13 protein-coding genes are annotated in these 18,084 nt (G+C 43.2%); 10 read left to right on the top strand and 3 right to left on the bottom strand.

Annotation, left to right across the window (positions count from 1 at the left end):
* The first annotated feature begins 876 nt into the window (after positions 1-876).
* The 9 genes from R3289_RS11415 (at position 877) to R3289_RS11375 (ending at position 11,101) form a co-directional block, all read left to right on the top strand.
* The gene (locus R3289_RS11415) at positions 877-1,851 is read left to right on the top strand and encodes an autoinducer 2 ABC transporter substrate-binding protein (protein ID WP_318925625.1); all 975 of its coding nucleotides are present in this window, start codon (positions 877-879) and stop codon (positions 1,849-1,851) included.
* A gap of 60 nt (positions 1,852-1,911) precedes the next feature.
* Entirely contained in the window at positions 1,912-3,405 is a 1,494-nt protein-coding gene (locus R3289_RS11410) for a sugar ABC transporter ATP-binding protein (protein ID WP_318925624.1), read from the top strand.
* Positions 3,398-4,396, top strand: coding sequence for an ABC transporter permease (locus tag R3289_RS11405; protein WP_318925623.1), 999 nt, complete (start codon positions 3,398-3,400; stop codon positions 4,394-4,396). Before R3289_RS11410 ends, R3289_RS11405 begins: the two co-directional genes overlap by 8 nt.
* On the top strand, positions 4,396-5,355 hold the full coding sequence (locus tag R3289_RS11400; protein WP_318925622.1) for an ABC transporter permease: 960 nt from the start codon (positions 4,396-4,398) through the stop codon (positions 5,353-5,355). The genes R3289_RS11405 and R3289_RS11400 overlap by 1 nt, the downstream gene beginning before the upstream one ends.
* Positions 5,356-5,368: 13 nt before the next feature.
* Positions 5,369-7,003 carry an FGGY-family carbohydrate kinase gene (locus R3289_RS11395; RefSeq protein ID WP_318925621.1) on the top strand — a complete coding sequence of 545 codons (1,635 nt, stop codon included), beginning with the start codon at positions 5,369-5,371 and terminating at the stop codon, positions 7,001-7,003.
* Positions 7,004-7,301: 298 nt separating this feature from the next.
* A complete protein-coding gene (modA, locus tag R3289_RS11390) occupies positions 7,302-8,081 on the top strand; it encodes a molybdate ABC transporter substrate-binding protein (protein ID WP_318925620.1) in 780 nt (259 codons plus the stop codon).
* Positions 8,081-8,767, top strand: coding sequence for a molybdate ABC transporter permease subunit (modB, locus tag R3289_RS11385; protein WP_318925619.1), 687 nt, complete (start codon positions 8,081-8,083; stop codon positions 8,765-8,767). The genes modA and modB overlap by 1 nt, the downstream gene beginning before the upstream one ends.
* Entirely contained in the window at positions 8,767-9,882 is a 1,116-nt protein-coding gene (modC, locus tag R3289_RS11380) for a molybdenum ABC transporter ATP-binding protein ModC (protein WP_318925618.1), read from the top strand. The genes modB and modC overlap by 1 nt, the downstream gene beginning before the upstream one ends.
* Positions 9,883-10,459: 577 nt before the next feature.
* Complete coding sequence (locus tag R3289_RS11375; protein WP_318925617.1) at positions 10,460-11,101, top strand: CAP domain-containing protein; 642 nt, start codon at positions 10,460-10,462, stop codon at positions 11,099-11,101.
* A 66-nt stretch (positions 11,102-11,167) separates the two neighbouring features.
* On the opposite strand, the gene R3289_RS11370 is transcribed toward R3289_RS11375, so the two are convergent.
* From R3289_RS11370 to malT, 3 genes are all read right to left on the bottom strand, one after another.
* On the bottom strand, positions 11,168-11,437 hold the full coding sequence (locus R3289_RS11370) for a D-fructose-6-phosphate amidotransferase (protein WP_318925616.1): 270 nt from the start codon (positions 11,435-11,437) through the stop codon (positions 11,168-11,170).
* 212 nt (positions 11,438-11,649) lie between these two features.
* Positions 11,650-12,324 (bottom strand): DUF4336 domain-containing protein, encoded by a 675-nt coding sequence (locus R3289_RS11365; protein ID WP_318925615.1) that lies wholly within the window; start codon positions 12,322-12,324, stop codon positions 11,650-11,652.
* 51 nt (positions 12,325-12,375) lie between these two features.
* Positions 12,376-15,084 (bottom strand): HTH-type transcriptional regulator MalT, encoded by a 2,709-nt coding sequence (gene malT / locus R3289_RS11360; protein ID WP_318925614.1) that lies wholly within the window; start codon positions 15,082-15,084, stop codon positions 12,376-12,378.
* Between the two features lie 481 nt (positions 15,085-15,565).
* Between malT and R3289_RS11355 the strand changes: the two genes are divergently transcribed.
* A complete protein-coding gene (locus R3289_RS11355; RefSeq protein ID WP_318925613.1) occupies positions 15,566-18,028 on the top strand; it encodes a glycogen/starch/alpha-glucan phosphorylase in 2,463 nt (820 codons plus the stop codon).
* Positions 18,029-18,084: the final 56 nt, after the last annotated feature.

The following is an 18,084-nucleotide window of genomic DNA, read 5'->3' as shown; positions in this document are numbered from 1 at the left end:
ATGAAGGCTATATTTCCTTTAGTTGTTACAGTTAAATTAGACAGACAATAGCTAAGTGATATGTCAGGCCGAGAGCATAAGTTGATTTTTTGTTAAAAACGTAAATTACCATCAATTTATAGAGCGGTTATACGGTTAAATTCCAAAAAATTACCGGTATTTTTGGTTGCTGATGTACATATTTCATATCGATGAGTTGGTTTGATTTAGCTTTGGATGAAAACTAAGTATTCATGATCTCACCCTGATTCTTAGAGCTACCCACAGCCTTTAATGCGGGCATCACTGAGGTCGATGAAACTTTATTTCAACACTAATAGTAAGGCTAAAGAAAGTTGACACGCAAGTCGGAAAATGCGGAATGAAAGTACTTGCCAGTTTACGTCGGATAAAATTTAAATGGCTTACTTTACCTTAGTTTTAGAACAGCTGTAATAAAATAACATAGTGGCTAATTAGTTTTAATTTCCAGAGTATAGCGTTTCTTTTTATCCTGACTTGTCATCACATTTACCTTTGGCAGTAATGAAAAACGACATTAAAAAAGTAGAACTAGATCTTGTTTAGTAACTTACTGTTTAATAAACAGTATTTACATTCTATTGATAGCTCTGCTTTTTGTATTTACATCAGAGTTATTGTTATTTTTTTGCTTTATTATTGTAAGGTCATTGTTTTATTTTCGATATTAAAGTTTGTTTAAATTACGCATTACTTTTAAAGCAACAATTTTTTAACGTTGCGATATCCGCACCGTTACACGAATGTGTCCCCGTCACATATTGTAATACTCTTCCAGTTTGTCCTTGTTTAATCCCCTATATTCATCTCATCAAATCTCCAATGCTCTACACATATAATAAAGGATTGATAACGATGAAAAAGGTTTTGTTCAATGTTGCTGCTCTTACACTGGCTCTTGCTACTGCTGGTGTTCAGGCAAAAGACTATGAAATTGTGAACGTCGTGAAAGTATCAGGTATCCCTTGGTTTAACCAAATGAACAAGGGTATTGAGCAGGCTGCTACTGATTTTGGTGTTAATGCCCGTCAGTTAGGTCCATCTACTCCCGATCCCGCACAGCAGGTGAAGATCATTGAGGATCTGATTGCTAAAGGTGTGGACGCTATAACGGTTGTTCCTAATGATGTAACGGTATTAGAACCCGTATTTAAGAAAGCGCGTGAGAAGGGCATTATTGTACTTACTCACGAATCACCAGATGGCCACAGCGCCGACTGGGATATCGAAACCATTGATAATCAAGCTTATGCGAAAGCGACAATGGATGAACTTGCGAAAAATATGGGCAAGAAAGGTGGTTATGCCGTTTATGTTGGTTCATTAACCGTCCCACTGCATAATAACTGGGCAAATCTAGCGATTGATTACCAAAAAATGGCTTACCCAGACATGTATGAAGTGACAAGCCGTATGCCTGTTGCTGAAAGTATTGATGCTTCGTATGCTGCAACGAATGACTTAATGAAAGCACACCCAGACATGACGGGTATTGTTTCTTATGGATCACTCGGTGCCATTGGTGCAGGTGAGGCCATTAAGAAGAAACGCGCTAAAAACAAAATGAGTACTGTGGGCATTATGATGCCAAGCCAAGCGGCACCGTACTTGATGCGTGGCGAGATTGATAAAGGCTTCTTATGGAATCCCGCCGATGCAGGTTATGCGATGGTTGCCGTAGCGAAACAAATGCTGGACGGCCAAAAAGTGGTTGATGGTGTGACTGTTGATAATCTTGGTGTTGCAGAGATTGATCAAGAAAAGCGTGTGATTAAATTTAATAAAATCCTTGTAGTAGACAAGTCAAACGCTCGTGACCTAGGTTTCTGATCACATTATTAATATTTTGTTCAGGGCAGTGCAATACTGCCCTTTAGCTGGAAATCCATCATGTCAAACGAAGCATTTATTACCTTAAAGCGTGTATCCAAGCATTTTGGTTCCGTTAAGGCCCTTGATGGCATCAACTTAACTTTCAATAAAGGTGAAGTGCATTGCTTAGCAGGGAAAAATGGTTGTGGAAAAAGTACCTTGTTCAAAGTGATCTCTGGGGTACATGCACCTGAAAAAGGTGCAGAGATTGTACTTGATGGGAAAACCTATTCCCGCTTGAACCCGCAGCAATCTATAGAACATGGGATTCAGGTTATCTATCAAGATCTATCTTTATTTCCTAATCTTACTGTCGCTGAAAATATTGCCGTGCAAGATCATATGGCATGGACGAAAGGCGTAGTTAAGCACGCACGTTTAGATGCGATAGCCAAGGCTGCGATGGATAAAGTGGGGGTATCACTTCCTTTAACAAAACGAGTAGAGCAACTTTCTATTGCAGAGTGCCAGTTGGTCGCTATTTGTCGTGCAATGGCGTCTGATGCCAAGCTTGTCATTATGGATGAACCGACGGCTTCTCTGACTCGAACAGAAGTAAATAGCTTAATTCAGGTGGTTGCGGATTTAAAGTCTAAAGGTATTACTGTTGTGTTTGTTAGTCACAAGCTGGATGAGGTCATGGAGATTTCTGATCGAATTACGGTTATTCGTGACGGCAAAACCATTGGCACGTATCCAGCAGAAGAAATGAATAGTGATGAACTGGCGTTCTTAATGACAGGGCAACGTTTTGAGTATTCTCCGCTAGGCGAATATAAACAGCAGGGAGATGTGAAATTAGAGGTCACTAACCTGACTAAAAAAGGTCAGTTTAATGATATTAATCTTCAAGTGCGTGCTGGTGAAATTGTTTCTATAACAGGGTTGTTAGGTTCTGGTCGTACTGAGTTATGTTTGGCTTTATTTGGTATGACTCGACCAGATAGCGGTCAAATGAAGGTTAATGGCAAACGTGTTGAATTTAGTTCTAACAGAGAAGCGATTGCTCATGGCATTGGTTATGTCTCGGAAGACAGAATGAGCACTGGGTTAGTTATGGAACAATCCATACAAGACAACACTACAGCGACAGTTCTGTCTCGATTGAAAAAGCCGAATGGTTTTCTTGATCATGCAAAAGCGACAAACTTAGTGAAAAGACTCATATCTTCTTTATCAATTAAAGTTGCTGATCCTATGTTACCAGTGACCAGTTTGTCGGGCGGTAATGCTCAACGGATTTCTATTGCTAAGTGGATTGCGGCTGAGCCTGATGTGTTGATTCTCGACTCTCCAACAGTGGGTGTTGATATTGCGAACAAAGAAAGCATTTATCAGATAGCGAAAGATCTCGCTTTAAAGGGGATGGCTATCATCATGGTGAGCGATGAAATCCCTGAAGTGTTTTATAACAGCCATCGCGTGATTGTAATGAAAGATGGAAAGTTCTCTCATGACTTCCATCCAATAACATCTTCAGAAAAAGAAATCATGGAGGCCGTCAATGCGTGATCGTATGCGTTTTCGTTGGGATGCTTTAATAAAGCGTCATGAATTTTATCTAGCGGCCCTTATTGGTTTAATGGTTATTGGGTTAGGAATAAGCTCTGAAGATTTTTTAACGCTGGGCAATATTTTCGATATGTCGGTGAGCTCTGCCATTCTAGGCATCATGGCTTGTGGACTTTATGTTGTTTTGATTGCAGGCGGTATTGATATTTCATTTCCAGCCACTGCCGCAATAGCACAGTACGTTATGGCGACCTATGTATTGTCTATTGGAGGCAACTTCTTTATTGCTTTTTTGATTGCCGCTGCTGTAGGTATGCTGCTTGGCCTTATCAATGCCGTATTGGTATATAAGCTGAAAGTACCTGCTATCATCATTACGATTTCAACACTCAATTTATTTTTTGGATTGCTGATTTACTTTAGCAATGGTGCTTGGTTATACGGTTTCCCTGATTGGTTTATGGATGGGGTTGAGTGGTTCACCTTTGTGGGTAGCGACGGATACGACTATGGCTTATCTCTTCCAATTATAACGCTTGTCGCTGTTGTTTTATTTACATCATTTTTGATGTCGAAAACACGCTTAGGTCGTCAGATATATGCGATGGGCGGTAATGCAGATGCAGCAAGCCGGATTGGTATTAATTTATTTGGTATTCACCTGTTTGTTTACGGCTACATGGGGGCATTAGCGGGAATTGCATCAGTGGTGCAAACCCAAATTACACAGTCAGTTGCACCGAATTCATTAATGGGCTTTGAACTTACGGTTTTGGCTGCTGTGGTATTAGGTGGAACGAGCATGACAGGGGGGAAAGGCACGCTTATGGGAGTTGTTCTTGGTGTGGCGCTGTTAGCCATTATGAAGAACGGATTAACATTGCTAGGTGTTCCTTCTTATTGGCATGCGGTTGTCACCGGTCTCATTATTGTATTCAGTATCAGTATGACTGCTCTGAATGAAAAAAAACAAGCGTTGCAGGGGGCGTAATGGATCAGGTATTGAATGCATTAAAGCTACCAACGGATAGAAACATCCGTTATTTATTAGTTATTTTAATCAGTATTATGGTCATCATGGCTGTCGCAAGCGGTGATACATTCTTCTCGGTGGCAAATTTACAGTCCATGTCATCACAAATGCCATTATTGGGAATGCTAGCGCTTGCGATGGCGGTATGCATGCTTACTGGAGGGATTAATCTCTCCATTATTGCAACGACCAATGCGTGCAGTTTAGTTATGGCAAGCATTATCACGATGGCACCCGATAATGGAATGGTACTGTTGTTTGCACTGGTGGCGGGTTTAGTTACTGCGGTTGTTATTGGTTTACTTAACGGTGCTTTAATTGCTTATGTCGGGGTTTCCCCAATATTAGCAACACTCGGAATGATGACATTAATTAATGGCCTAAACGTTTTGATTTCTGGTGGCAGTGTTATGTCAGGCTTTCCAGAATCATTATTAGTCATCGGTAATGGTGCAGTATTGGGTATTCCAATGCCACTTATCCTCTTCGTATTTTTCGCTATTGGTTTATGGGGGTTACTTGAGCACACCAGCCTTGGCCGTACTATCTACTTGATGGGCTCGAACGAGAAGGCTGCTCAATTCTCTGGTATCAATACACAAAAAGCCGTGCTTTATGTGTATGCGATTTCATCGATTCTTTGTTGGGTTGCCGCACTGGTTATGATGGCAAAATTCAACTCGGCCAAAGCAGGCTATGGGGAGTCCTACTTATTGATAGCCATTTTAGCATCAGTATTAGGGGGGATTAATCCAGATGGTGGTTTTGGTCGAATTATTGGTATTGGCCTGGCATTGATTGTATTACAAACGTTAGAAAGCGGTCTGAATTTATTAGGCGTCAGCAGCTATTTAACGATGGCTCTTTGGGGTGGCATTTTAATTCTATTCATTACCCTACAAAAACGTAAAGCTTAGTGGAGAGAGCAAGATGAGTATTTATTTTATTGGCGTTGACGTTGGTAGTGGCAGCGCACGAGCTGGTGTTTTCGATGCCTCAGGTCGAAAAGTCGGTGAAGCGAAGCGTGATACACAGATGTTTAAACCCCGTGCTGATTTTATCGAACAGTCGTCTGAAAACATTTGGCAAAGTGTCTGTATGGCGGTCAAAGATGCAGTTTCGCAAGCAAACATTGATCCGATTCAAGTAAAAGGTATCGGCTTTGATGCAACCTGTTCATTGGTTGTTTTAGATAAAAAAGGCCAACCATTAACGGTTAGCCCTACAGGTCGAAGTGAACAAAATATCATTATGTGGATGGATCACCGAGCCATTGCACAAGCAGAACGTATTAATACAACAGAACATCCGGTATTGGCATATGTGGGAAATCGTATCTCACCTGAAATGCAAACCCCGAAGTTACTTTGGCTGAAGCAAAATATGCCAAATACTTGGTCTCAAGCTAAATATTTTTTTGATTTACCTGACTTTTTAACATGGAAAGCAACGTTTGATGATAGCCGTTCTCTTTGCTCTACCGTGTGTAAATGGACATACTTAGGCCATGAAGATAAGTGGGATACACACTTTTTTGAACGCATTGGGTTAGATGATTTACTTGCTGATGGTGCAAAGTCTATTGGTAATGTTATTAAGCCAATGGGAGAGCCTGTTGGGCAAGGTTTAACGGCACACGCCGCTGATGATTTAGGTTTAATACGCGGTACACCTGTTGGTACGTCGATTATTGATGCTCATGCTGGTGGTATTGGTGTTCTGGGGGCCGCTGGTATGGCTGGCGAGACTGCCGATTTTAATAAGCGTTTGGCATTAATAGGCGGAACCTCATCTTGTCATATGGCTGCATCAAAGACTGCGCGTTTCATCGATGGTGTATGGGGTGCTTACTATGGGGCAATGATCCCGAATCATTGGTTAAATGAAGGTGGTCAATCTGCTACAGGCGCGTTAATTGACCATATCATTACGTCGAACCCTTTATATGGACAACTAAAAGCACAAGCAACGAAAGATGGAACAACGGTTTATCAAATACTGAATGATCATTTATTGAAACTCGCGGGCACTAAAGAAGATATTGCGTTTCTAACTAAAGACATTCATGTATTGCCATATTTTCATGGTAACCGTTCTCCACGAGCCAATCCAAATCTTACCGGTACGATTACCGGACTAAAAATGTCGAAAACACTCGATGATATGGCTCTGGCTTACCTAGCGACAATTCAGGCTATTGCGTTAGGAACAAGGCATATCATTGAAGTAATGAATCAGTCGGGATACGAGATTGATACCATTATGGGTTGTGGAGGTGGAACAAAGAATACGATTTTTGTTCAAGAGCATGCCAATGCAACAGGCTGTTTAATGTTATTACCAGAAGAAAGCGAAGCAGTATTGCTTGGCTCTGCAATGCTAGGTTCAGTCGCGTCAGGTTTTTATACTGATATTCCAGATGCAATGAATGCAATGAGTCGTATTGGAAAAGCTGTAACACCACAAACAGACAGAATTAAGCGTTTCTATGATATGAAGTATCAAATCTTCCATCAGATGTATGAAGATGAGATGAAGTACAAACAGCTGATGTCTGAGTTCTAAAACACGACTATCATCATGATGTTCGAGCCTTTGATGTGCAATACATTAAGGGCTTGAATTTAAAAAGTATTCTTTGTTGGGGCTGATGTTTTAGCTCAAAGCAAGACTGAGCTATTCGATAAACACCTCTAATCAGGTGGCCAAATTCAGTATGCCACTACAGAGGCGTTCTTCCGGCATTCGGTGTCGATTTCCGGTGTATTGCCTTTTTCTCGCTAATTTTTGCATTCGTTAATCATTTTCTTTACTCGATATATACTTTACTATATATCGATATTTCAATGGTAAGGATAAAGTGATGGGATCGAGTAAGAAGTTTGCCTCGTTAGTTGTTTCAGTCGTCTGTCTGGCGACATCGGTAGCACCAACTTATGCAAGTGAAAAAGTCACGGTGTTCGCCGCTTCTTCTCTGACTAATGCGATATCCGAGGTGGCTGGGTTGTATAAAGAAACAGCAGGGATTGATACAACGTTGTCTTTTGCTTCTTCTTCAACCCTGGCAAGACAAATTGCACAAGGAGCACCGGCAGACATCTACCTTTCTGCGAACAATAAATGGATGGATTATGTGTCTCAGCAGAAAATGATAGAGCCTGAATCACGCCAATCACTGTTAACTAACTCACTGGTATTGGTGGCGCCTAAGTTTTATTCCGAGGACAAAATTGAAGTGACTGCCGGCTGGGATCTCAGTCAGGCTCTTCAAGGTACGCGTTTAGCGGTCGGTGATCCGGCACATGTTCCTGCCGGACGTTATGCTAAAGAATCATTACAGACTTTGGGGTTGTGGCAACAAGCTGAGCCGCTGTTAGCAAGGGCGAATAATGTTCGTTCCGCATTAGTGCTGGTAGAAAGAGGGGAAGCGATGCTTGGGATGGTCTATAAAACAGATGCCTTAATCTCTAAACAGGTGAAGCTGGTTGCAAAGATACCGGCTACCAGCCATCAACCGATTGAATATCCTATTGCAATTGTCAATGGAATGTCACGCCCAGAGGTTAAAGACTTCTATCAGTTCTTACAATCAGAGCAAGCGCTAGCTGTCTTTACAAAATACGGTTTCGGGGTACACCAATAGTGCTAACCGATTATGAACTACAGGCGCTGCTGCTTAGCCTGAAAATCGCGAGTGTGGCCGTGATTTTTAGCCTGCCAGTTGGCATTTTATGCGCTTGGTTGTTGGCTCGATGTCAGTTTGTTGGCAAGTCATTTCTTGATGGTTTAGTGCACCTTCCCTTAGTGTTGCCGCCGGTTGTTATTGGCTATTTGTTGCTGCTCGCAATGGGGCGCCAGGGTTTTATGGGGAAGTGGCTATATGAATGGTTTGGGCTGACGTTCAGCTTTAGCTGGCGTGGGGCTGCACTGGCAGTCGCTCTTGTGTCATTTCCGTTAATGGTGCGATCGATTCGTTTGGCGCTGGAAGGCGTTGATCGTAAATTAGAGCAGGCAGCGCGGACACTGGGTGCTGGCCCATTGAAGGTTTTTTTCACAATAACACTGCCATTAACCCTTCCTGGTATTCTTACGGGGACGATTCTGGCCTTTGCCCGTGCATTGGGCGAATTTGGCGCGACCATTACTTTTGTGTCGAATATCCCTGGAGAAACGCAAACAATACCTCTTGCGATGTTTTCTTTTATCGAAACACCGGGGGCGGAGAGTGAAGCTGCACGATTGTGTGTGATCGCGATAGTGATAGCGCTAATGTCGCTGATGGTCTCTGAATGGCTGACACGAATTGCCCGTAAGCGTTTGGAGGCTTAATGTTGACCAAAAACGGTATGTTAACCGTAGGTAATGTGTTGAAAATCAACATAAAGCAGCAGCTTGGTGAGCTGTTGATGGATCTTGCTCTCGATTTGCCGATGAAGGGGATCACCTCGGTATTTGGTCGTTCCGGGGCTGGTAAAACTTCTCTTATTAACGTATTGAGTGGATTGAGTCAGCCTGACGAAGGATACATCGCACTTGGAGATCGAGTATTATACGACAGCGAGAAAAGGATATATTTACCGCCCGAACAGCGTCGTATTGGTTATGTTTTTCAGGATGCTCGTTTATTTCCCCATTATACCGTGCTTGGAAATCTACACTATGGTTGCCGGCATAAAGACCAGCAGCATTTTGATGATGTTGTGGCGCTATTGGGAATTGAGCATCTATTAAAGCGCTATCCGTCATCGTTGTCTGGTGGTGAAAGGCAGCGTGTTGCGATTGGCCGGGCGTTGCTGACAAAACCAGATATGCTGCTGATGGATGAGCCTTTAGCTTCGCTGGATCAGCCGCGCAAGCAAGAGTTGATGCCTTATCTGGAAAAATTGGCGAAAGAAGTGAATATTCCGATCCTCTATGTCACCCATAGTTTGGATGAGATATTGCGTCTGGCTGATCATATGGTCATGATCAATCAGGGAAAGTTGGTGGTGTCTGGACACGTTAATAGCGTATGGGGATCACCTGAAATGCGCCCTTGGTTGCCATCGAAAGAACAAAGTTCGCTTATTAGTGCCCGGGTTAGCGTCAGTCATCCGCAATATGCATTAACCCAAGTTATGCTAAGCCATAATACTTACTTGTGGGTGAGTCGATTACCACATCAAAGGGGAGAATGGATAAGGGTGCGTATTCACTCTAATGATATATCGTTAACAAAATCCAAACCACTGCAAACCAGTATCCGTAATATCTTATCGGCACGAATCGAGAAGATCCTTCATGTTCAGGAAGAGCAAAAAGTAGAAATTAAGTTGCAAGTCGGTGACACGCATTTATGGGCCAATATTACACTCTGGGCTGCTGACGAGTTAAATCTGAAGGTCGGTGATGAAGTCTACGCACAAATCAAAGGCGTAAGTGTGACTAAAGATGATTTAGTTTAGCTCATAAAAAAATAAACCCAAATGACCAACAGTTCGCGTCTTTAAGTCGTTTGGGTAGATAAGGCGAGGAATATAGAATACTTGTGAAATAACAAGGTTTTTACTTGTGTTTGTAATTGTAAACATAGACGATTAAAATGTGTTTTCTATTATTACCGTTTAATGCATTTACTCTCTGCGATTAATTTTCAGTATTATAAATCCTGTTGGTTTAATGTCATTTTTAGCTATTTATTCGATGGCTGTTTTTACTAGTTTTTATCGTTAAAAATACAGATCCATAAAATCACAAGGTGATTTCACGGGGTGTAAAGCCAATGAATTCAAGCTTATATGAGCCTTTTTATCCTGATTGTTATCTGCTTGTGTCAGACTTTTGTCAATTCTTGTTATTTTTGATTTCGGGCTGTTGAAATATGAGATCAATTACGCGTATATTAACCGTTCCTTTATATCTTTGACTGAAAATACGATTAAAAATTAATCTCGGTTCATCAAGATGATTTTTAACAGTATTTAAATTCTTAAAATGTTTATTGATATTAAATAGATAAGTCCAATTACATTGGAAGTGCTCATGCGATTATTCTCATTATTATTTGTTTCTATATTTTTTATTTCCGGATGTGGTTCTGGTGGTGGCTCCGACCGCGACTCTAATTCAGGCGGCGACATTTCAAATTCCAGTGATTTAAATGGATCCCCGTCAACCTCGGATAAGGATAATGGCAGTGTTCAAGATCAGGATGCTTCTGGCTCTGGGGATTCAGGTATGGGGTCTGATTCAACACCAATTACCGGTTTTGAGCAAGAAATGCTGACAGCGGTTAACGCAGCACGGGCTACCGGATATGACTGTGGCGGAACCTTTATGCAAGCTGTCGGGGCGTTGACTTGGGATGCTGATCTTGAGCAAGCTGCGTTTGTGCACTCTAGCAATATGGCGAACTATAACTTCTTCAGTCATACAGGCCAGGATGGCTTGATTGTAGGTGACCGTGTAATAAATCAAGGTTATAGCTGGCGTGCAGTCGGTGAAAATATTGCTGCAGGTCAGAAAGATGTTAACGCTGTAATGACGGGTTGGTTAAACAGCCCAGGCCACTGCAAAAATATTATGAGTGCTAACTTCACGCAGATGGGCGCATCATTCGTGATGAACTCGGACACTCAGTATGGCATTTACTGGACTCAGGTATTTGCTGATCCGAGAAGTTGATTTTATTGACTATTGCCAGAGCAGTACTCGAGTGTAACTGCTCTGTTTCTGACTATAGATAACAAATTACTGTTTTTTTGCTATCTGGAGATGATATTGCTCTGTTTCGCTAATCCAGCTCGGCCGATTAATAACTTTAGCCAAAACAAACGAGGGTAACACACAAAGCAGCAGTGGAATCGACTCATAAAGATAGGTTGCGGCTAAAACATCTTCATGATGGAGATTATTAAGCAGTGCCAGAAAATCAAAAATTACGCCTAGCATCGTTAACACCGAAAATATGATAAGAGTTATCCCGAGAAGATCACGAAAATAAATCTTGGCGGCATTCATTTTTTGTTACTCCCTATATCAAGCGTCTGAAATAGCAAATTTTTACGCTATTTTATTATTTAAGATAAATGAAATTGTTATGCATTTTCATCTCAGATTAAGAGATGAGCTGTAAATGTAACTTTCGTTTTAAGATTAAATATACGCTTCATTCCGAGGAGTATTTTGACTTACATCACACAAATGAGGTTGGTTGGGTATATGTCGCCTTGCTATACCCAGTCAAAAGCGTTGCAAAATATTTCTTTTCCATCTTTACGTATCACTCTGCCATGCGCCAGTATAATGCGGTCAAAAGGCCAGGTCAGAATTTCTTGCAGCGATTGACGGAGACGGGTTTTGTCTGTGAAAGACAGCCGCCAGTAATAAGGCATGGCAGGCTTTTGGTAGCAGCCGTTAAGCAATGCCAGACCAATGGTGAGTATATTATGGCTGTCAATCATCCATGCTAATGTATCACCGACGATCAGGGTATTAGATTGAGGATCGCAAAAGACAACCTCTTCCATTTTGTCGCTACCGCGTACCAATGTTTGTAATAACTGATGACGCCAGAGCACTGGTGTCTGTGCGCTGAGCGCATCATCAAATACCAGATCTGTTCGTTTGTTTTGCAATCCTGGAGGAGCAAAAAAATAGGCTTCAGGGTAGGCAAGCCACCATTCAGACAGAAATAAGTGGTGGCTCATATTGGGTGTCACAATGGCTTGTATCTGACCGAGCTTGGTTAATTCAAGCTGCAGCTGAGTCGTTAGCTCAACAGGTGAGTGGATCAGTAATTTATTGTTATCTAACCGAATAACAGTCATACGACCGCCGACAGGTATGCCACTCACCTTGAGCGGCATGTCCTGATACCAGATGCGACCTCGACTCCATTCGATCATAGGTTATCCTTAACCTGCTTTTCTTATGTAATTACCCAATGAGTTATGCCATCAAAAGCCCATTAGTTTCAATAAGTTTTCTGCAGTTTCTATTGCCTGCTGCCGATTCGCAATATTCAGTTTCTGGTACAAATTACGGATATGGGTCTTGATCGTGGTGGAAGCCACATCTAACTCCGATGCAATTTGTTCGTTACTGAAACCGGCATAAATTAGCCCCAGCACCTGCCATTCTCGTTGTGTCAGCGGACTGGTTCTGATCAATTCCGGGATATTTGGCAAGTTCAGCAATTTTTCAACAAAATCTTCATCGAAATGCACTGAGCGTGTACGCTCCTTGCTGGTCATTTCGCGCAGTAATTGTTGTGCACGATGAAGTTCCAGTTCACTCAGTTGTTTTGTATCAACCAGTTCTTGGAGCAAATCGCAGATTTCATTGGCATTACACAAGAAATTTCCGATCATGCCTGTACTGTTAGTCAGAATTAATGCTTCTTTCAGGTGGTTGAGCGCTTCTTCTCGCTGCCCCTGCATTTTACTGAGTACAGCTTCCAGTACCAAGTTTCGGTTTCTGTCTGTGACGAGGTTATGCTCTTCACTTCCTTCCTTAAGTATGGCCAACACTTCTTGTGCTTGCTCAAGATTATTGACTATCAGGCAGGCACGGGCGATGTTACGCCATTGAAGTTGCTGGAAGTGGTTACAGGTTCCCTCTGGGCGCTCGGCTTGTTTCAGCCAGTCAGCGATTTTGTCATTTTCGCCTTTGGCTTGCCAGTAAAGCAAGTTAGCGAAATCGGCATTGGCTTTCCAGTCAATGTGGTAAACCGAACGCTTCATCAAGCTGTTACAGAGCTCTAAATAACGTGCCGCTTTGTCTAATTCGCCACGGGTCACGGCAATTTTTGCCAGCATGGAGTAAGCATGTAACGACTTAGTATCATCGAAAGGCGCAAGTACTTCTAAGCTTTTATGTGCACATTCTTCAGCTTCATCCAACCGGTTCCAGCACCATAGAATTTGTGCACGCAGGCGGAGAAGAAATTCATGCAGCGGCACCTGTTGCAAGTGCTGCTCTTTTACCAATTTGTATGCCTGATCAAGTAATTCGAAGGCAGACTGCACATAACCTTGAGCAACCAGAATTTCGCTTTGCTGAAGCAGCGCCCACAGTGCCTGATGATAAACATGGTACTGACGTGCCATTTTTTCAGTTTGTTGCATCATCGGTAACGCACGGCTCAGATTGCCTAAACAGTGGTGTACTTCACCCACCACCGAAGTGGCAACAATACGGCTGCGGTAAGTCGTCGATGGTAATTGCCCTAAGGCTTGTTCTGATAAAACCAAGGCTTCTTCCGGCTTGCTTTGGTTGATCGCGACCTGAGCACGAAGCGCATTGAACTCCCCCTGAAGCGCATCATCTAATGCCAGGTCACGCTGATGCATTTCGGTTTCAGATTCTGCAATTAGTTCGCCGACATCGTTGTAGCGATGCTGACTCTGTGCAAGCCATGCGCGTAATAACGTCAGGCGAGGTACACTGAATAATTTGTCTTTACTCAATGCCGCAATCGAATCTTCCAGCAGCTTTAACTCGCCATGGTGAAACATATTCCAGCCATGATTGGTGAGGATCTCTATGGTTAGATCTTCATTTTTACTCTTCAAGGCATGGACCAATGCTTGTTGTGGGCAGTTTTGCTTCAACCAGGCCTTGGCGGCACAAGTATGTAATTCTGAATGCTGTTGAGGTATCTGCGAATAACGTTGGTGACGCAAGAATTCAGCAAAAAGGTTATGGAAACGGTACCAGTTATCAGCACCTTCTAGGGTATTGAGGAACAGACCAAAACGGTTGAGTGATTCCAGCAAGGCCAAAGCATCGCTACGCCCGGTTAGATCAGCGACGAGTTCTGCATTGAACATGTCGAGTACAGAACATTGCAGTAAGAATTGCTGTATTTCTCGATCAAGTTGATCGAAGACTTCTTCTGCCAGGTAATCCCATAGATGGCCACGGTTGAAACTGGCCATAGAAAGAGCCGATTCTGCCAGGTTATTAGGTACTTGCTGGGCGTGAAGTGCGATTAACTGTAATGCTGATGGCCAGCCTTCGACCTGCTCTCGCAAGGAATTAAGAACGGTACTTTCGACGTTTTCTGCAATACGCTTATGGAAAAATCGCTCGGTCTCTTCCTGATCGAAAGCCAGTAACGTGTTATCAACCTCGATGAGAAGATCACGAACACGAAGATTAGCGGTGCCGAGAGGGGGCTGACTTCGGCTGGTTACCACTAGGGTCAGGTTGTCGGGCATGTGCTTAACGAAGAAACGCATGCCTTCATGAATGTCGTCGTTGTTAATGACATGGTAATCATCAAGAACTAAGTAGGTCTGCTCGTGATAATCCGTCAACTCACCAAACAGTTCACTGAACAGAGTTGCCAGGCAGGCGAACTGGCGGCGCTCTGCCATTGCCTGGGTTTTTAAACACGCGCTGTTTGTTGCCTTGTTGATGGATTGCAGGAAGTAATTTGCAAACCTGAAGGTATCGTTATCGCTCTCGTCGATATTGAACCAACCAGTATGAGGATGCTCGTTCAGCCACTGAGCAGCCATCGTGGTTTTTCCGTAACCGGCAGGAGAACGAAACAGTACAAGACGATAAAAAGGTGCTTGGTCGAGGCTTTCCAGCAAACGCGGGCGAAGAATCGCATTATGAAGGCGTGCTGGTTTAGTCAGTTTCGATGGTATCCACATAGTCTTGTTATCTTTTGTAAGGTTTCAAAATCCAATTTGATTTCTGGTAAATCGTGTACCAGGAATAGGTCATCTTCATGGCGGTCATGTCGCAAAGAAATATAATGATGGACGAAATTACTTTCACATCATTTGACCTTGCCCATAACTTTACCTTTCTAAGCCGATGAAAAGGTATATCTATCGTATCTCCCCCCCAAAATTATGAGCCAGCTCACAGATATACCATCGGAAAATAAAAGTTAAGCTCGCGGTTGCACATGAGTTGTACATTCAGAAATGTGAGTTATGTTGCATGTATGATGGTCTGAACTTTTTTCTCCGCCCTGAAACTACGGGCAATGTCACAAAAAATGCGGGGTTTCATTACCTACGCCCCTCTGACTCATCCCTCATCCTCCAAGGAGCGGGAGGATGTTTTTAAAGGTAGATACAGGCAGCATAGATACCAGTTGGAATAATCCCAGAGAGAGAAAGAACCATGACTACACGTGGTCAGACACAACAATTTGATAAAGCGGCTTTTAAAGCGGCAGTACAAAAACACTTAGTTACTACCTATGCACAAACCGCAGAAACCGCAGACACACGTAGCTGGTATCTTGCTGTTGGCCGTGCATTGGCAGAAATCAGTACCGGTAGCTTGCTTGAAACAGAAAAGTTTGTCGCCGAAAGCAATGCACGTAGTGTTAACTACCTTTCACTTGAATTCTTAATCGGTCGTCTTACCGGTAACAACCTAATCAGCATGGGCCTCTATGAAGAGGTGAGCGGTGCGGTAGAAGAGCTTGGTCTGAACTTATCCGACCTGCTGGAAGAAGAGCGGGATCCTGCTTTAGGTAATGGTGGTCTAGGCCGTCTGGCTGCTTGTTTCATGGATTCACTAGCCGCTCAAGAATATCCTGCTGTAGGTTACGGCCTGCACTATGAGTACGGTTTGTTCCGTCAGTCTTTTGAAAATGGTCGTCAGGTGGAAGCACCGGATGCATGGCGTGGCATTGAAGGTTACCCTTGGGAAATTCTTCGCCCTGAATTGAACCAGAATGTTGGTCTATATGGTCGTGTTGAATCATATATCAATGAAAAAGGTGAGAGCAGCCGTCGTTGGGTGCCAGCAATGACTGTTGAAGGTGTTGCCTGGGATCTTCCTTTAATTGGTTATGATAATAAGAGCGTATATCCACTACGTTTGTGGGAATGTCGTTCACCTGCGCCATTCAATCTGGCTCGTTTTAACGATGGTGACTACGTTGGTGCTCAGTACAGTCAGTTAGAAGCGGGTAACGTGACGAAAGTGCTTTATCCGAATGATAATCATGACCAAGGTAAAGCACTACGTCTGATGCAACAGTACTTCCACTGTGCATGTTCAGTTGCAGATATTCTGCGTCGTCATTTCGCGGCAGGTCACAAAATTGAAGATTTTGCGAAGCTTGAAGCGATTCAGCTAAATGATACCCACCCGACTATCGCTATTCCTGAGCTAATGCGCATTCTTCTTGATGAGCACAATCTTGATTGGGATGCGGCATGGGCAATATGTTCTAAGACGTTTGCTTATACTAACCACACCTTGCTTCCAGAGGCCCTGGAAACGTGGAGCGAAGCGCTTATTTCAGAGATGCTTCCGCGCCACATGGAAATCATCTTCGAAATTAACCATCGCTTTATGAGCTTGGTTGAAGAGAAATGGCCTGGTAACAATGAAATCAAGCGCAAGCTTTCAATCATTGAAGAAGGCCCGCAGCGCATGGTACGCATGGCTAACCTTTGCGTAGTGAGCACCTATGCCGTCAATGGTGTAGCAGCCCTTCACTCTGAGCTGGTTAAGCGTGATCTGTTCCCTGAATTTCATGAGTTATTCCCAGGGCGTCTCCATAATGTAACCAATGGTGTTACCCCGCGTCGCTGGGTGAAATACTGTAACCCTGGCCTGTCTGCACTGATTAGCGAAAAAGTGGGTGATGACTGGCCGAAAAAGCTGGAAAAAATCGCCGGGCTGGAAAAATTCGCTGACGATAAAGCTTTCCAGAAGCGTTACATGGCAGTGAAGAAAGAAAACAAACAGCGCTTGGCTGACTGGGTTGAAGATAATATGGGTATCGAGCTAGATACTGATGCAATCTTTGATATCCAAATCAAGCGACTGCACGAATACAAGCGTCAGCACCTGAATCTGATTCATATTCTGTCGCTGTATCACCGTCTGATCAATGATCCGACATTCGATATGCACCCGCGCGTATTCTTCTTTGGCGCAAAAGCAGCACCTGGCTATGCACTTGCTAAAGATATTATCTTCGCAATCAATAAAGTGGCTGAGAAGGTGAATAATGATCCTCGTCTTGGTGGCAAGCTGAAGGTTGTGTTTATTCCTGATTATCGCGTAAGTCTTGCAGAAATCCTGTTCCCGGCTGCCGATGTTTCTGAGCAGATCTCGACTGCAGGTAAAGAAGCATCAGGTACCGGTAACATGAAGTTTGCCCTAAATGGTGCCTTAACGATCGGTACGATGGATGGTGCAAACGTTGAGATGCGTGAAGAAGTGGGGGATGACAATATCTTCATCTTCGGACTACTCGTTGATGAAGTACAAAAACTACTGGAAGAGGGTTACGACCCTTACCGTTACTATCATGCTGATAGTCTACTGCGTGCATCACTGGATCTGTTGGATACTGATGAGTTCACACCAGGCAAGCCTGGCCAGCTGGCGGCAATTCGTCATAACTTGCTGGACGGTGGGGATCCGTACCTTGTATTAGCAGACTTTGCCGATTATGCGAAGACTCACGAGAAAATTGATGCCGAATACCGAGACCAGGAAAACTGGGCGCGTAAGGCAATTCTTAACACTGCTTTGATGAGCAAATTTAGTTCAGACCGCAGTATCCGTGATTATGCAAACAATATCTGGAACTTAAAACCAGTTTCAAAGAAGTAAGCGTAGCGCGTTAATACCACTTGTTTGTTAACTCTTTTTGCTAGTTAGCAATCTAA

Source organism: Photobacterium sp. (genome assembly GCF_033720175.1).
In the GTDB taxonomy this organism is placed as follows: Bacteria; Pseudomonadota; Gammaproteobacteria; order Enterobacterales; family Vibrionaceae; genus Photobacterium.
The sequence above is the reverse complement of the archived record's forward strand: the minus strand, read 5'-3'. Positions and strand labels throughout refer to the sequence as shown.